This window comes from Priestia sp. YIM B13551, from assembly GCF_042787905.1.
In the GTDB taxonomy this organism is placed as follows: domain Bacteria; phylum Bacillota; class Bacilli; order Bacillales; family Bacillaceae_H; genus Priestia.
On the sequence record NZ_JBHZOX010000002.1, the window covers coordinates 911,552 to 926,073 of the forward strand.

Consider the following 14,522-nt stretch of genomic DNA (forward strand, 5'->3'; position numbering starts at 1 on the left):
TTTTAAATTTCCGCAGCCGGACCCGCCATTTTTTTGCGTCTTTTTACTCCTGCTAATATTTTTTCAATATAATAAATAACAATAATAAAAACCGACATAATAGCAAAATAAGTACCGATTACAACAAAAGGATTCGGACTTTCAAAACCGCCTTCTTTTCCTTTCATCCCTCTTTCCAAACCTCCGCCATCGTGATCAAAGTTCGGACGTTCGTGACCAGCAGATGCCATCGCAGAAGATTTGTTCTCGCTAAATGAATGGCGATCAAAATCCGGCTTCCCACCGCCTTTTTGCGGCATATCTGAGGAACTTAAATTCAGCACTCTCGTTACTCCTCCAAGCTTTCCAAGAAAACCCGTCTCATTTATTTCGTATATGCCAACGACTAACAGTGCAACGGTTGCGAGCTTAGCTGCTATGTTCAAGCTTTTCTTTGACTTTTGGAATTTCGTCATATTTTTACATACATTTATAACCCATTGCCAATGAAGACCTATGTGAGCGGCTACTAAAATTAACACTAAAAATGATACTGAAATATGCGAAACCTTAAACCACTGTTCATTACCAATATTAATATTCGGAAATACTACTCTTGAAATAAAAATACCGCTAATCATAATAAATGACATCGTAATCAACAGCATGATATTTAAAAAATAACCGAACTTTGTTCTGCGCGGAAGCTTGCGGTCAAATAATTTAACCGTAACTCTCTTTACCCACTGCCAGTTTAGCAGCACGTGGGTAAAAAACGCGACGGCAATCGCTAGCCCCGCAATTTCATGAAACGTTAACCCTCCCAATACTTGTTTGTTAAAAAATAAAACAAACGTAACGGCCATTAAAAGATCCAGTCCAAACCGGACATACATCATCTTTTTCACTCTATTCATTCTCCTCACCTATGTATTTGTCAAAACAACCTCTTTTTCATATTTCTTAATGTAAGCAGAGTTGGTGAAAATTAGGTGAAACGACTGATTTTTTTACCAAAATAACCAGTCCAGAGTTCTAAAAAAACCAAAGTTCCATCATTTTATTTTTAAAAAAATAGCTGTTGACAAAGAAAAAAGAAGCACGTATAGTAATGGTTATTCATCAAGAACTTTCAGATTTTAATCAAAAACACAGCGATTGGGAGTAGTAGAAGCTTATTATTCGGTCAAGAGAGCTACGGGTTGGTGCAACGTAGTCCAATAATACTTTGAACTCGCCCAGGAGTGGTAATTCAGAAAGAATGCAGAAGTATTCTCTAAGTTTTAACGTCTAACCTTCGTTATCAGGTTTTAAGCAGGGTTCTTTAAGAGCCAACAAGAGTGGTACCGCGGTCAGCTAAAGCTTATCGTCTCTTCTCTCATTTGATAATGAGGTAGGAGACGATAAGCTTTTTTTATTTTATAAAAAAGTGGAGGGAAAAGTCATGAAGAAGGACAACCAAGGTTTACAGCGAACAATGACTTCACGTCACATTATGATGATGGCGCTAGGTGGAGCAATTGGCGCTGGTTTATTTAAAGGAAGCAGCTCAGCTATTGATATGGCAGGACCATCAGTTATCATTGCTTATTTAATTGGCGGAATTATTTTACTATTCATTATGCAAGGTCTTGCTGAAATGGCGGTTCGAAACAGTGACGCACGAACGTTTCGTGATTTAGTTCAGTCGATTTTAGGAAGCTATCCCGCTTATTTTTTAGACTGGATTTACTGGAAAATGTGGGTGTTAAACATTGCAGCTGAAGCCGTTGTAGCAGCTATTTTTATTCAGTACTGGCTTCCTGATTATCCAATTTGGATGCTTGCTTTAGGCGTATCCGTTATTGTCACAGTTATTAACTTGCTTTCGGTTAAAGCATTTGCTGAAACGGAATACTGGTTAGCCTTAATTAAAATTACGGTCATTGTGATCTTTATCATCGCTGGACTTCTATTACTATTTGTATCATTTGGTCACCATACCGCAGCGGGTTTTTCGAATTTAAGTGATCACGGCGGTTTCTTCCCTAAAGGACCAACTGGGTTAATTACAGCGATGCTAATTGTCATCTACTCTTACGGTGGAACTGAAATCATCGGAGTAACGCTAGCTGAAACAAAAAACCCTGAAAAAGTAGTACCAAAAGCCGTGCGCAGTACATTAACGCGCATCATTGCTTTTTATCTGTTCCCGTTTTTTATCATCGTGAGCTTGATTCCTTGGAATGAAGTGAACGGCGTTTCTCAAAGTCCTTTTGTGATGGTATTTAACATGATTGGAATTCCCGGAGCAGATCATATTATGAATGCCGTGATCTTGTTAGCCGTTATTTCTTCAATGAACTCAGGACTTTACGGTTCATCACGTATTTTATATACGCAAGCAGTAGACGGTCGAGTGCCGAAGATATTTTCGAAACTTTCTGTTAACAAAGTTCCTGTCTATGCAATCTTAATGTGTACATCATCCCTTTATGTGGGCGTGTTGATTTCCTTATTTGCAGGAAGTAAAACATTTGATTATTTGATGGGATCCTTAGGATATACCGTGTTGTTTATTTGGTTGATTATTGCGATCGCACACTTAAAGTCCCGCAAAGTTCAGCCAGAAGCATCAAGCAGTTACTCTGTTAAATGGTTTCCTTATACGACGTGGGCTGCCCTAATTGCACTAAGCGCTATTTTAATTGGTGTTATCTGCACAACCTCCGTTGTTATTACGACTATTACACTGGCTATCTATTTATTTATTACAGCTACGTATATCTTTAAAGGCCGCTTTTATCGATCATCAGCAGTCAAGCACGCTAAATAAAAAAACGCCTCCTTTGAGTCATCAGAGGCGGCGTTTTTTTATTTAAAATGTTAAGTACCAATAGCCAAGTGCAAAGCCGATATAGTTACCAATAATATAGCCAAGCGTTCCTACTACCAAGATAGGACCAACCAAACTTCCCCATCCTTTAGCAATCGCCATTGCACTTGCTGTCGTAGGTCCCCCTACCGTTGCATTGCTCGCCAGTAAAATATGTTCTAAATCAATTTTAAATACTTTTCCTAAAAGCAGCCCCACTATTAAATTACTCATTCCCACAATGAGCACAAATAGAATCAAAAGCGGTGCTTTTTCAACAATTAATGGAATGGACGCCGGCACTCCAATGACAACAAAGAAAATATAAATGAAGTACGTGCCGATTTCTTGGCTTCCGCTAATGTTTTTAAAATAAGAAGGAAACAGATAAATGACAAGAAACGTAAGTGTGGAAAGCAATAAATATTTTTCGCTCAAAATAGTATGTAATAACGTTTGAACTACCGAAACATTTGGACCAGTTGGAATGATTGTTCCAAACCATTCGGCTAATTTAAACGATGCAACCACTAGAAAAAATGATGTACCAATTGAAGCCGCCACGTCTTTTAACGAAATTTCTTTTTTCGCCCAATATTTTTCTGCAAGCGTATGACGATCATTTTCTCCATATTGCCCAGCCTCTACTTCTTGAATATGAAGCGTCTTAAAATGTTTCCTAAAAAACTTCATAGAAGGAACAAACATATACACGGCAAACAGCAAAGCCATGACCATATTATCAGCAACCACCGTCGCCGAAACCATTTGACTTGATGGTTCAAATTTGGCCGTAACGGTAGCAAAGTTAACCCCTCCACCTACATAAGAAGCGCCGATAGCAGCTGCAATTTTTGCTAGTTCAGGAATATAATCTTTTAATAACAAGAAGCCTACCGTGCTCCCTATGACCGTTCCTACTGCACAGATTAAGAAAATAAAAAGCAGTTTCCGGCTTTCTTGAAATAATTCTTTCATATTGACTTGAAATAACAATAATGGAATGGCAAGCGGTACTAGATACGCCCAAACCGCATCATAAACCGGCGACTCTGTTGGAATGATTTTTAAATTTGATAGGATAAGCGCTCCTGCTAGCGCAATAATAGCTCCTGACAGAAAAGAAGCCCACTTATACTTTTGTTCGAGAAAAATACTAACAGAAGCCCAAATTGCTAAAATTCCCCATAGTGCCCACGTATCATCAGCTTGAATAATAGTAAAAATCACAAGCTACTCCTTTCTTTCTCTTTGTAAGAAATAGAATTTTCAGAAAATATACCTTTAAATTTTATCAATATATGCCAAATTCCGTCAATCTATAGAAAAGAATCGAGGACATAATAGTTTAGTTAAAGTGAAACACGAACTATCTATCAAAAAGGATGAATAGTTCGTGTTTTTTTATGATTATAGTGAACGTAGGTTTCATGTAGGTAGCTACTTCTAGCTGTTGATTATAGGACAAGGCGAAGACTCCTGCGGGGAAAGCGAAGCCTTGCACGGAAATCAACAGCAATGTCACAAGCAGTTCAGCTCATGTATCCCGATTGTTAGTCTTTAGATTAGATTCATTTTGTGATGTCCCAGCCTCACTTTTTATTTACGAACAAGCACTGGAATCTGCTGCTGAATCTGCTGCAAAGGAGCGCTTGTTTTCTCTGTTAACGAACGCAAGATTCCTCCTTCGATCATACAGTTAATCACAATTGCAAGCTCTCCTGCCTGCTTCTCTTGAAATCCGCTCTCTATCATTTTTTCTCTAAAAAGTTTTTCCCAATCTTGAAACGCTGCGTAGCAGACTTCGCGCAGCGGTTCATTAATAAGAGCCGTTTCTCCAGCCAGCAGTCCAACAGGCATACCAGCAATACTTTCTTCGTGTTCAAACTGCTTGGACAATTCTTCAATAAAATACTGAATAGCCTGCGCTGCATCAGAAGATTTATTTAGACTTTCTTTAATTTGAACTTGTACGTATTTATTCGTATATTGAACAGCGTGAATCGCCAGTTCTTCTTTCCCTTTTGGAAAATAATAATAAAGAGACCCTTTTGGCGACCCACTCTCTTTAATAATTTGATTTAATCCTGTTGCATGATAGCCTTGCAGCTGAAAAAGCCGCGATGCTGTTTCTAAAATCTTATCGCGTGCATTTGCTTTCTTCACAAAACGATGCCTCCCCTATATAATAAGTGGTTTCTATAACACTACTTATCATATAAGGAAATGAAATTTTTGTCAAAATAAAGTGAATATTTTACCATTTATTTTTTCTTCCTTTCATTTCTTATGACCTAATAATTGTTTTTCTTACTTCTTCCGCTAACGGTTGAAGAGGCGTAATAATACGGTCGCTTACCTCCTCCGCTGCTTCTACCATTGAGAGCTGTGCCACTGAAACAACAGTGTTATGCTCTTTTATTAGCTCATGTAAGACATGTTTTACCTTCTGTTTATACTTCTTTAGGTTTCCAGTCATTACTAGTTCAAAAGCACCTTCTATCACAACAGGGCGAACCTTTATCTTTACATTTTGATAAAATGCAAATTCGTCTAGGCGCTTCATTGTTCCTTCTACGGTCTCCGGATTTGTAAACACGATAAGCTGCGGTTCTTCTATTTCACATATTCGGCGAAAATAAGGCTCATCGATTTTAATAATTGGAACATCGCTTGTAAATGCTTCTGGTAAAAGAGCAATGTAATTCGTACACGTAAGTAAAATGGCATCCGCTGAACATTCTTCCATCCACTTTAACTGCTTTTCTACTTTTGCAGCTGCTGACTCCGCTGCAAACTTAGGGTCGGTTGTTACCCGATGTACAAGTCCAGGGTCTACGAAATGCATACAGTTCGCAAACGGCAGCGCTTTTTCTATATAAGAGATGTTCGAATGATGAGCGTGCAGGCAAGCAATTTTCTTCATCTTTTTCCTCCTGTATGATGGTCTTTGAAATACTGAATTAAAAATTCCTGGAACTTTTTCGCAACAGGAGTTAAATATTTATCCTTGTTCCACGCAATCCCAATTACCCTTGAAGCTGTGTCTTCTTTGAGCTTTATTTTTTTAATGCCTCGCAAGTCCACTCCCTTTATTTCAGGAAGCAAGGCAATCCCTAAATGAGCCGCTACAAAACCAATCACCGTCAAAAATTCTTCTCCTTCAAACGTAATATTTGGGACAATCTCGGCTTCGTCAAACAGCTGATCAAAAATTGTTCGGCTTCCGTATCCTTTTTTTAACGCGATAAACGATTCATGAGCCAACTCTGAAATCGAAAGCACTTGTTTTGAGGCAAAAGAATGCGTATCAGGGACATACGCGTACAGCTCGTCTTTCCATAAATATTCCCACTGAATTCCTGCCCTAGATTCCGTTACGGAAGACATACAAAAATCAATTTCCCCCGTTTGAAGCTGATCGAGCATGATGTTCGTGGCGTTCTCAAAAATTTGAAATTGAACGTTCGGATACTCTTGTAAAAAAGCATGAACTAGTTTTGGGACCGACGAAGCGCCTAATGATTTTAAAAAAGCAAACGAAATACTGCCGCGGTGAGGGTGGATTAAATCTGAAAGCTCACGTTTAGCTTCTTCCATTTCGTTTAATACTTTAGCCGTTCGTTCATAAAAAAGCCGGCCGTATCGATTTAAAATGACTTGTCTTCCTTTTCGTTCAAATAGCGGCACGCCAAGCTCTGATTCTAATTTAGAAATTGAGCGGCTGAGCGTAGGCTGCGCGATTGATAATTTTTCTGCGGCCTTTGTGAAATGTTCCGTTTGAGCTACAACATTAAAATATTCGAGCTGCTGCCATTCCATTTTTTCACATCCTTTACTTATTACATAATACTATCAATTTCATATAAATTATACATTGGACGTCATAAAAAATTCATGTTTAAATGAAGAACGTAGCACTTGCTAAAAATGTTATGTGTCTGCATAGAATAAGTGTTGAAAGAAGGAATTAGTTTATGGATGTTTCAATTGTTTTAACAATGTTAGCCGTCGGACTGATCTTAGGATTTGTCGGAGCAGGCGGATCAGGTTTTATTATTTCAATTTTAACGCTGCTGTACGGCGTATCTGTTCACGTTGCACTTGCAACGGCTCTTACCGCAATGATTTTCTCTTCTTTATCTGGCGCAGTCAGTCATTACCGCGAAGGTAACGTATCTTTAAAATCCGGTATCTCTGTTGGTATCCTCGGTGCATTAGGCGCTTGGATTGGGTCTAACCTTTCATCCTTTATCCCAGAAGGCGAGCTAAAATGGCTAACAGCCGGTATGCTTTTATTATCTGGCGTTTTACTTTGGCTGCGAATGTTTTTATTTTCCCGTCAGCAAAAAGAACGTACGATTCCAACAGGAGCTAAATTTGTCGTCTACTCTTTACTGATCGGCTTAATCACAGGCGCTCTGTCAGGAATGTTTGGAATTGGATCAACTCCATTTATCCAGCTTGGCCTTATGATGGTGTTAGGCTTGTCTATTCGTCAGTCGGCCGGAACGACAATGCTCGTTATTATTCCGATTGCCATCGGCGGAGGAATGGGCTATTATCAGCAGGGCTTTTTAGATATTCCGCTGTTGATCCAGGTAGTAGTCGGCACAATGGTCGGTTCATATATTGGAGCAAAGTTTACAAATCGCGTACCTGCTCCCGTATTAAAAACGTCCCTTGTAGCGCTGCCTATTTTCTCTAGCTTCCTCCTTGTTATATAAGAAAAAAGCTTGAACTCTTGTTCAAGCTTTTTTTATGTCCATCTGATAAACAAACTGCTTTCCTTGGCTTCCAAAAATATGCCGGCCTGTATCGACAAAGCCGCTTCTTTTGTACAGATGCTGCACGGCCGTGTTTTTATAGTTCAAGCCTAGCACCACTTCATTTTTAGTCGGAAAGTGATGGTTGATAAAAGAAGGAAGAAGTTTCAATGACTTTTTGCCAACTCCCTTTCCTTGATAATCAGGATGAATGGAATACGACCGTATTAAAAGCGCGCCGGAGCTCTCGGTATATTCTTTAACGGCTTCCCCTGCGTCGAGCACGAAAAAGCCGGCTACTTTGTTTTCTGCCAAAATCAAAACGGGCGTTCTGTCCTTTTCCTGCTCACAATTAGCTAAGGCTTCAGCGGGAAGTGCCGTATAAATAAGCTGCTCTTCAGGCAGCGTATAGCTATGTATAGACGAGTCGTACGCTTCACTATAACACGCTAGCGTTACGTTTTTTGTATTCTTCATTTTCTGCTGTACTCCTTTTCTTTTTTCATAGTATATCACTCACAAAAAAAAGCCGCATAAAGCGGCTTTTCCTTTATCTAGCGTCGGATACAACGGTAAAGCGTTCGTTTACATGCTCTCCTCGCTCAATTTCATCAATGACAGCAATAGCATAATCAGCATAGCTGACATGGCTGTTTCCTTCTGAGTTTAAAATAACATGATCTTTTCCTGTTTTATAAGCATCCGTTCGTTTTCCTGAAGGATTAAAAAATGCTGCTGGGCTAATAAACGTCCAATTAATATCGCTTGTACTTTCTAAGTCTTTTAAATTTTGAGCTTGGTTGTCAGCTGTCGCTTTATACTCTTTTGGAAAATCAGGCGTATCTGCTAGACGCGTCGTCTTCTCTTCATCGACAAACAAACTGCCTGCTCCTCCTACAACAAGAAGACGAACGTCCGGAGCTTGTTTAAATACATGAATTAACGACTGCCCCGCTTCTACATGCAGATGTTCTTTTCCTTCAGGAGCTCCAAACGCATTCACTACTGCGTCGAAACCTTCAATATCGTTTGCCGTAATATCAAAGATATCTTTTTCCAATGTACGAACATCCTTTTCTTCTACTTTGCCCGCATCACGTACAATTGCTGTTACGTCATGCCCGCGATTTAAAGCCTCTTTCACGATAAAACTTCCTGCTTTTCCTGTAGCGCCTACCACTCCAATTTTCATTTTATAACCTCCAGTAAAATTCTCTATATTTAGGTAATAGCCTTTTTTTGCTTTGCTAAAACACGGCGAAACAGTTTAAGTAAGATAGAGAACAAATAAAGAGGCTGGAGCAAAAGTATTCTAGTTGAAGGAAGATCCGAACGTAGGTTTTATATATGTAGGTACTTCTAGCGGTTGATTGGAGGGCAAGGCAAAGACTCCTGCGGGAAAAGCGGAACAGGTGAGACCCCGCAGGAGCGCAAGCGACGAGGAGGCTCACCGCCCGCCCGCGGAAAGCTAAGCCTTGCATGGAAATCAACTGCGGTGTACTAAACGATCCATACTGGCCCCCTTTATCCATTTGTTCGACTTTAGATTAATTTAGTTATGTCTTAATCTCTTTGACAAAAAATAAATAAGTACTTATTCAATTTCAATAAATAACACATGAGCCATAGAATGAATCGATTTAATCAATTCTACTTTATTCCCTTTCTTTTTTGCTTTTCCTTTTATTTCAACAAAATAGAGCAGTTCACCTTGATGATGATCTCGGTGAATCTCATAGGATGAAATCATAATATTTTCCCTTTCAATCTTATCAAGAAGCTCATAAATATCCTCTTGATTCGCTGCACGAAACTTAATTAAAATGGAATGAGTAGAAAGAGATGTAAACATTACGTTCAATATTTCTAAGCCAATCAGCACCAGTATAGTTGCACTAATGCCGACTGTATACATACCCGCCCCAATGGTTAAACCAATTCCCGACGTTGCCCATACGCCTGCGGCTGTTGTGAGCCCTCTAATATGCTGCTTTTGAATAATAATCATACCTGCTCCTAAAAAACCAATACCGCTTACTACTTGTGCGGCAACCCGGCTCGGATCAAGAGCCATATGATCTTGATGAAGCACATCCGAAAAGCCGTATTTCGAAATTAGCATAATTAGCGTGCTACCGACAGCAACTAAAAAATGAGTGCGAAAGCCCGCTTCTTTTGCTCTAAATTCTCTTTCTAATCCAACCAAAGCTCCTAACAGACCTGATAGAGCTAGACGACTAATAAAAGCTGCGGTCATTTTTCCCCCTCCTTTCTCTTCATCTTCATTTTTTCACAAATGCACCTATTAACTATTTCTATTTTTGTTATAATTTACTATAACTAATTTTTGAAGTGGAGGCTAATCAAATTGGATAAAATCATCAATTATTACAGCAGATTTGATGAGTGGGGAAGATTAGAACGCGAGCCTATTGAGTTTCAAGTAAACTGGCATTTTATCAAAAAGCACCTTCCTCCCAGCGGACATATTTTAGATAACGGTGCCGGACCGGGAAGATATGCTTTGAAACTAGCGGAAAGCGGCTACGAATTAACTTTAACTGACTTGACGCCGCAATTAGTTGAGAAAGCCAAAGAAAAAGCTTTAGAACGGCAGGTATATGATGCATTTCATGATTTTCACGTGGCGGATGCCAGGAATCTTCAATGTTGTTTCGATGAACAATTTCATGCGGCATTAATGCTTGGACCAATGTATCATTTGCAGAAGAAACAAGATCGTATTCAAGCAGTTCGAGAGCTGTATCGAGTCACAAAACCAGGCGGAACTGTCTTTATTTCGTTTATGCCGCGCGTCCAGCACGTCATTTCTTCTTTAACATCCCCGGAGCGTTTAAAACCAAACAACACGGCAAAAGCGCTGCATGATTTTTATGAATCAGGCTGCTTTGATCATGCCGAAGAAGGCCGGTTTACTCACGCTTATTACGCTAATATTGAGGATATTATTCCTTTTTTAAAGAAGCATGGATTTCAATACATCGAGCTGATTGCCTCTAACGTTGCTTCGTCCGTTAATTCTGAGGAATGGACTTATTGGAAAGAAAAGTCCCCTGAAGAAATGGACAGCATCGTTCAACTGCTTATTCAACAAGCATCAAGTTCTTATCACCTTGGACTTTCTTCTCATTTACTCTATATCGGACAGAAATACTAATAATCACCTCTATTTATCATAGGATAAATAGAGGTGATTATTGATGAATCGTTTATTCAAATGGAGTACAAGCATTTTGTTGCCTTTCATGTGCTGCTTTTTGATTCTCCCTCCCTCTTATGCAAGCGGTGACTATTACTCCTCTTATGCCGAACTGCAGCAGCACGAAATTCTTCACCAAGACTACGATATTCGCTACGAGCAGCGCTTTAGCTACCTATCCATTATGGCCATTCACGGCGGAGGAATTGAACCGGGTACATCAGAAGTCGCCAAAGAACTCGCCGATCATTTTTCCGCTTCTTACTATTTATTCGAAGGCATCAAATCAACTAACAACGGAGTTCTGCACATAACCTCAGAAAACTTTGACGAACCCACTGCTAGAGGAATGGCTCAGCAAAGCATGTCCGTTTTGACAATTCACGGCTACAGCGGCAGTCAGCCTATGGTATATGTAGGCGGAAAAAATCAGCTTTATAAAGAGCTGGTAAAGCAATCGCTGCGCAAACACGGCTTTACAGTCCGTGACGCCCCTTCTGATATAGCCGGAACAAGCGAGCAAAATATTGTAAACGATAATCTGCTAAAAGCCGGAGTACAGCTTGAACTCACAGCCGAACTAAGAAAATCATTTTTCGTAAACCACGACTGGTCGAGAAACAACCGCATGAATGTAACGCCGCTTTTTCATACATTTGTATCTTCCTTACAAGAAGCATCTTCTTCCTATCAAACTTTCCTTTACCTACAGATTCACTAATTTTCGCAAACTCTCGATTTTCAGACAAAAAACCGGCGCAGTCTGTGTAATCAAACGCGCTGGTTCTTATCTATTTCTCTCGCTAAAATAGACCGTTTAAAGTCTTTTTGTTTAAAGAACTCTTTAATTTCACTTCTTATTGGACGAACCAAGCTTTAAACAGCGAATCTATGCCCGTTTTTATCTCTTCGTCAGACAGTCCCGCAAATCCAAGCAATACATAGGGCGTGTTGTTGTCACCGGCACTATGATAATAAATAGACGTTGGATAAATCGTTACCCCTTGCTTGGCAGCTGCTTCTATTAGTTTCTGCTCACTCATTCCATTTTTCACCTCAAGAAGAATATGCAAGCCTGAATGTTCTCCAATAACATCTACACGTTCTCCCATAATAGTAGTCAAGCAATCTAGCAGCAGCGCTTGTTTTTTACGGTACGTTGTTCTCATTTTATTCAAGTGACGTTCCCAGTGCCCTTCTTTCATAAACAGAAAAAGCGTATGCTGATGAAGCCTTGAAACAGGCTGTTTAAAAAGTCCACAGTGCTTCACATAGCTTGTACGAAGCCGGTGTGGCAGCACGGCATAACTTATTCGAAGAGAAGGCATCAACGATTTTGAAAACGTACCCGTATAAATAACGCGATCGTCTTGATCTAATCCTTGAAGGGCCGGAATCGGTTTTCCTTTATAGCGAAATTCTCCGTCATAGTCATCTTCTATAATATAGCTGTTCGTTTCTGCCGCCCACTCTAGTAGTTCAAGTCTTCTTGCTATCGGCATGACCATCCCAATAGGAAATTGATGAGACGGCGTAATGTACACCGCATCCGCTCCGCTTTCTTTCAGTTCCTTCACTTTCAAGCCAGAATTATCGAGAGAAATAGGGATAACTGACATGCCTTGTTCTTGAAAAACGTGCCTCGTTCGGTGAAAACCCGGATTTTCAAACCCAATTATTTTTTCTTTCCCCAACGTGACAGAAAGCAGCCACATAAGATACTGCGTACCTGCACCTATCACAATTTGCTCCGCTGTGCAGCGCACTCCTCTTGAATGATAAAGATACGCTGCAATTTCTTGGCGAAGAAGCAGTTCGCCCTGTGGATGTCCGCTGTAAAAAAGCTGGCTTTCATCATGATAAATAGTTTGAACCGTTAGCTTTTTCCACGTGTTATACGGAAATTTTTCTACGTCTACCTTTCCATGGCTAAAGTCAATGACAGTTGATTTCCGTTCTTCTTGCGGTAAAGAGACATAGGCGGGAGGCAGTTCTTGAAGCACAACTTCATTTTTTATCTCTTTTACAAATGCCCCTTTCCTGGCTAGTATCTCGATATAGCCCTCTGCTTCTAACTGTACATAAGCTGCTTCAACCGTATTTTGGCTAATGCTTAAATGAAGAGCTAGCTTTCGTTTAGAAGGCAGTTTTTCAAGAGGCGGAATGGTACCTTTTTGAATTTGTTTCTTTATGTAGATATAAAGCTGCATGTATAAGGGATCTGCTTTTCTTTTATCAAGCAAAGGCATTAACTCTAACATAGTGTTCTTTCCTTTCTAACTGATACTATTAAATTCGCTGTTTCTGACACTTACTCTCAGTTCAGGTTCTTCATATACTGGACTATATCTTATAAATCAAGGAGATGACGCAATGACTATCACTTATAAAACCAACGTCTCAATCCGTGCGGAACAAGCTGCTGAAGTATTTGTACATTCCGGTATTAAACGTCCTGCACAAGACCTTGATCGAATTCAAAGAATGCTTGATCATGCTTCTCTTACTATCACCGCTTGGAACGACAGCGAACTCATTGGCATAGCCAGAGCGTTAACAGATTTTAGCTATTGCTGCTATTTATCGGATTTAGCTGTTGTAAAAGATTATCAAAATCAAGGAATCGGTACACAGCTAATCAAACACGTTCAATCAGAAATCGGCGAAGAAACCGCGCTGATTTTACTTTCCGCTCCTTCTGCTATGAACTACTATCCAAAAGTCGGCTTTCATCAAATTGATAACGGATTTAAAATTGATAGAATTCGGTAGACGCGAAGAAAGGAGCTTCTCCTTTCTTTTTATCCAAACGCCTGAGCTGCTATAGCAAAAAGATTGCCCTGTCTAGCAGGTAGGGGATTGACACCACACGCCATAACAGGAGGCTCATTTTGAAGCTGAAATCCGTGATTTTCCACAAGTTTCTTTAACGTTTCCTCATGAGAAGACAGGTCAATTCTCAGCTTTTCTTTGTAATTCTTCGCTAGTTCATCAATGACTAGCATTGCTGCTTCATCAAGCTTTACAACCTCTTTGAAGTCCCTTCTCGTTAAGGATCGTGTATAAACCCCTGAAGCTTTAAATGCTCTTGGTATGTATTCACTGCTTATATATTTACTTACATAGTCCACGGTTTTAAACCCTGCTTTTTTATATAAGTGCTCACCTTCTTTTGTCGCAATTAAGTAGGCATTCACCTCAGGGGAAAGAGTTTGCAAACAGTGCTTCATGAGCTGCCCGGCTAACCCTTGTTTTCGGTAATCTTTTCTCACAATTACCATTCCTATAAAAGCTGACTGATTTTTATACAAAATTACTGCTACGCTTGATACAATGTTACCTTTCTCATTTCTATGACCAAATACGTCTCCAGATGAAAAAATCGTATGTAAATCCGCTTCGCTATAATCCCATTTTTCCAACTTAGATAGCACTAGCAAATCCTTTATGTCTTTTTCACTAAATCTTTCTATCATTTCTGCCTATTTCCTCCCAACTTTTCGATGCACTGTACGGCGTTAAAAAGCGTAAAACTAACATACTTATCCACTTTCAATTACCACTTAATCATTAACGAATTCTCTAACTAAATAGTACAGAATAAATAGAATATTTTCTACATTATTCATACGTACCAATGATCCCTTAAAACAAACTAATCATTCGCACATAAACTAATGAAAAAAGACCTCTTTCCAAGAAA

At 39.5% G+C, this 14,522-nt stretch carries 16 protein-coding genes and 1 other annotated feature; of the genes, 6 read left to right on the top strand and 10 right to left on the bottom strand.

Annotation, left to right across the window (positions count from 1 at the left end; translation table 11 throughout):
- Positions 1 to 2 precede the first annotated feature (2 nt).
- Entirely contained in the window at positions 3 to 887 is an 885-nt protein-coding gene (locus ACFX4N_RS14310; RefSeq protein WP_098196882.1) for a DUF4405 domain-containing protein, read from the bottom strand.
- Between the two features lie 237 nt (positions 888 to 1,124).
- Positions 1,125 to 1,356 (top strand) — a binding site (T-box leader).
- A gap of 67 nt (positions 1,357 to 1,423) precedes the next feature.
- On the opposite strand from ACFX4N_RS14310, the gene ACFX4N_RS14315 reads away from it, so the two are divergent.
- Positions 1,424 to 2,794: an amino acid permease gene (locus ACFX4N_RS14315; protein WP_057273873.1), complete on the top strand. Its 1,371-nt coding sequence runs from the start codon at positions 1,424 to 1,426 to the stop codon at positions 2,792 to 2,794.
- Between the two features lie 42 nt (positions 2,795 to 2,836).
- Here the strand turns inward: ACFX4N_RS14315 and ACFX4N_RS14320 are convergent, their stop codons facing one another.
- The 4 genes from ACFX4N_RS14320 to ACFX4N_RS14335 all read right to left on the bottom strand — a co-directional run bounded on the left by ACFX4N_RS14320 (position 2,837) and on the right by ACFX4N_RS14335 (position 6,655).
- The gene (locus ACFX4N_RS14320; protein WP_057273874.1) at positions 2,837 to 4,063 is read right to left on the bottom strand and encodes a DUF819 family protein; all 1,227 of its coding nucleotides are present in this window, start codon (positions 4,061 to 4,063) and stop codon (positions 2,837 to 2,839) included.
- A 369-nt stretch (positions 4,064 to 4,432) separates the two neighbouring features.
- Complete coding sequence (locus tag ACFX4N_RS14325; protein ID WP_013058640.1) at positions 4,433 to 4,999, bottom strand: TetR/AcrR family transcriptional regulator; 567 nt, start codon at positions 4,997 to 4,999, stop codon at positions 4,433 to 4,435.
- 121 nt (positions 5,000 to 5,120) lie between these two features.
- Complete coding sequence (locus tag ACFX4N_RS14330; RefSeq protein WP_057273875.1) at positions 5,121 to 5,759, bottom strand: hypothetical protein; 639 nt, start codon at positions 5,757 to 5,759, stop codon at positions 5,121 to 5,123.
- Positions 5,756 to 6,655, bottom strand: coding sequence for a LysR family transcriptional regulator (locus tag ACFX4N_RS14335; RefSeq protein WP_013058642.1), 900 nt, complete (start codon positions 6,653 to 6,655; stop codon positions 5,756 to 5,758). Before ACFX4N_RS14335 ends, ACFX4N_RS14330 begins: the two co-directional genes overlap by 4 nt.
- Before the next feature lie 155 nt (positions 6,656 to 6,810).
- On the opposite strand from ACFX4N_RS14335, the gene ACFX4N_RS14340 reads away from it, so the two are divergent.
- Complete coding sequence (locus ACFX4N_RS14340) at positions 6,811 to 7,560, top strand: sulfite exporter TauE/SafE family protein (protein WP_013058643.1); 750 nt, start codon at positions 6,811 to 6,813, stop codon at positions 7,558 to 7,560.
- A gap of 21 nt (positions 7,561 to 7,581) precedes the next feature.
- On the opposite strand, the gene ACFX4N_RS14345 is transcribed toward ACFX4N_RS14340, so the two are convergent.
- Together ACFX4N_RS14345 and ACFX4N_RS14350 are read right to left on the bottom strand one after the other, a co-directional pair.
- Positions 7,582 to 8,076, bottom strand: coding sequence for a GNAT family N-acetyltransferase (locus tag ACFX4N_RS14345; RefSeq protein WP_377261646.1), 495 nt, complete (start codon positions 8,074 to 8,076; stop codon positions 7,582 to 7,584).
- A gap of 73 nt (positions 8,077 to 8,149) precedes the next feature.
- Entirely contained in the window at positions 8,150 to 8,791 is a 642-nt protein-coding gene (locus ACFX4N_RS14350; RefSeq protein WP_028415060.1) for an NAD(P)-dependent oxidoreductase, read from the bottom strand.
- Positions 8,792 to 8,965: 174 nt separating this feature from the next.
- On the opposite strand from ACFX4N_RS14350, the gene ACFX4N_RS14355 reads away from it, so the two are divergent.
- A complete protein-coding gene (locus ACFX4N_RS14355; RefSeq protein ID WP_179865087.1) occupies positions 8,966 to 9,103 on the top strand; it encodes a hypothetical protein in 138 nt (45 codons plus the stop codon).
- A gap of 90 nt (positions 9,104 to 9,193) precedes the next feature.
- Here ACFX4N_RS14355 and ACFX4N_RS14360 read toward each other — a convergent pair whose 3' ends face one another.
- Positions 9,194 to 9,856, bottom strand: coding sequence for an MgtC/SapB family protein (locus tag ACFX4N_RS14360; protein WP_013058646.1), 663 nt, complete (start codon positions 9,854 to 9,856; stop codon positions 9,194 to 9,196).
- Positions 9,857 to 9,967: 111 nt separating this feature from the next.
- Between ACFX4N_RS14360 and ACFX4N_RS14365 the strand changes: the two genes are divergently transcribed.
- Both ACFX4N_RS14365 and ACFX4N_RS14370 read left to right on the top strand, forming a co-directional pair.
- Positions 9,968 to 10,777 (top strand): class I SAM-dependent methyltransferase, encoded by an 810-nt coding sequence (locus ACFX4N_RS14365; protein ID WP_192100070.1) that lies wholly within the window; start codon positions 9,968 to 9,970, stop codon positions 10,775 to 10,777.
- A 43-nt stretch (positions 10,778 to 10,820) separates the two neighbouring features.
- Entirely contained in the window at positions 10,821 to 11,540 is a 720-nt protein-coding gene (locus ACFX4N_RS14370; protein ID WP_274588717.1) for a poly-gamma-glutamate hydrolase family protein, read from the top strand.
- Positions 11,541 to 11,676: 136 nt separating this feature from the next.
- Here ACFX4N_RS14370 and pdxR read toward each other — a convergent pair whose 3' ends face one another.
- Complete coding sequence (gene pdxR, locus ACFX4N_RS14375; RefSeq protein WP_057273877.1) at positions 11,677 to 13,080, bottom strand: MocR-like pyridoxine biosynthesis transcription factor PdxR; 1,404 nt, start codon at positions 13,078 to 13,080, stop codon at positions 11,677 to 11,679.
- Positions 13,081 to 13,192: 112 nt separating this feature from the next.
- Here pdxR and ACFX4N_RS14380 point away from each other — a divergent pair, with 112 nt between their 5' ends.
- Positions 13,193 to 13,591 (top strand): GNAT family N-acetyltransferase, encoded by a 399-nt coding sequence (locus ACFX4N_RS14380; protein ID WP_057273878.1) that lies wholly within the window; start codon positions 13,193 to 13,195, stop codon positions 13,589 to 13,591.
- Positions 13,592 to 13,620: 29 nt separating this feature from the next.
- Here ACFX4N_RS14380 and ACFX4N_RS14385 read toward each other — a convergent pair whose 3' ends face one another.
- A complete protein-coding gene (locus tag ACFX4N_RS14385; protein ID WP_063672534.1) occupies positions 13,621 to 14,295 on the bottom strand; it encodes a GNAT family N-acetyltransferase in 675 nt (224 codons plus the stop codon).
- Positions 14,296 to 14,522: the final 227 nt, after the last annotated feature.

What these genes read in the sequence shown, in the direction of transcription:
- ACFX4N_RS14315 (WP_057273873.1), top strand. Translation starts at nt 1,424, where the DNA reads ATGAAGAAGGACAACCAAGGTTTACAGCGAACAATGACTTCACGTCAC.
- ACFX4N_RS14330 (WP_057273875.1), bottom strand. Translation starts at nt 5,759, where the DNA reads ATGAAGAAAATTGCTTGCCTGCACGCTCATCATTCGAACATCTCTTAT.
- ACFX4N_RS14335 (WP_013058642.1), bottom strand. Translation starts at nt 6,655, where the DNA reads ATGGAATGGCAGCAGCTCGAATATTTTAATGTTGTAGCTCAAACGGAA.
- ACFX4N_RS14340 (WP_013058643.1), top strand. Translation starts at nt 6,811, where the DNA reads ATGGATGTTTCAATTGTTTTAACAATGTTAGCCGTCGGACTGATCTTA.
- ACFX4N_RS14345 (WP_377261646.1), bottom strand. Translation starts at nt 8,076, where the DNA reads ATGAAGAATACAAAAAACGTAACGCTAGCGTGTTATAGTGAAGCGTAC.
- ACFX4N_RS14350 (WP_028415060.1), bottom strand. Translation starts at nt 8,791, where the DNA reads ATGAAAATTGGAGTGGTAGGCGCTACAGGAAAAGCAGGAAGTTTTATC.
- ACFX4N_RS14360 (WP_013058646.1), bottom strand. Translation starts at nt 9,856, where the DNA reads ATGACCGCAGCTTTTATTAGTCGTCTAGCTCTATCAGGTCTGTTAGGA.
- ACFX4N_RS14370 (WP_274588717.1), top strand. Translation starts at nt 10,821, where the DNA reads ATGAATCGTTTATTCAAATGGAGTACAAGCATTTTGTTGCCTTTCATG.
- pdxR (WP_057273877.1), bottom strand. Translation starts at nt 13,080, where the DNA reads ATGTTAGAGTTAATGCCTTTGCTTGATAAAAGAAAAGCAGATCCCTTA.
- ACFX4N_RS14380 (WP_057273878.1), top strand. Translation starts at nt 13,193, where the DNA reads ATGACTATCACTTATAAAACCAACGTCTCAATCCGTGCGGAACAAGCT.
- ACFX4N_RS14385 (WP_063672534.1), bottom strand. Translation starts at nt 14,295, where the DNA reads ATGATAGAAAGATTTAGTGAAAAAGACATAAAGGATTTGCTAGTGCTA.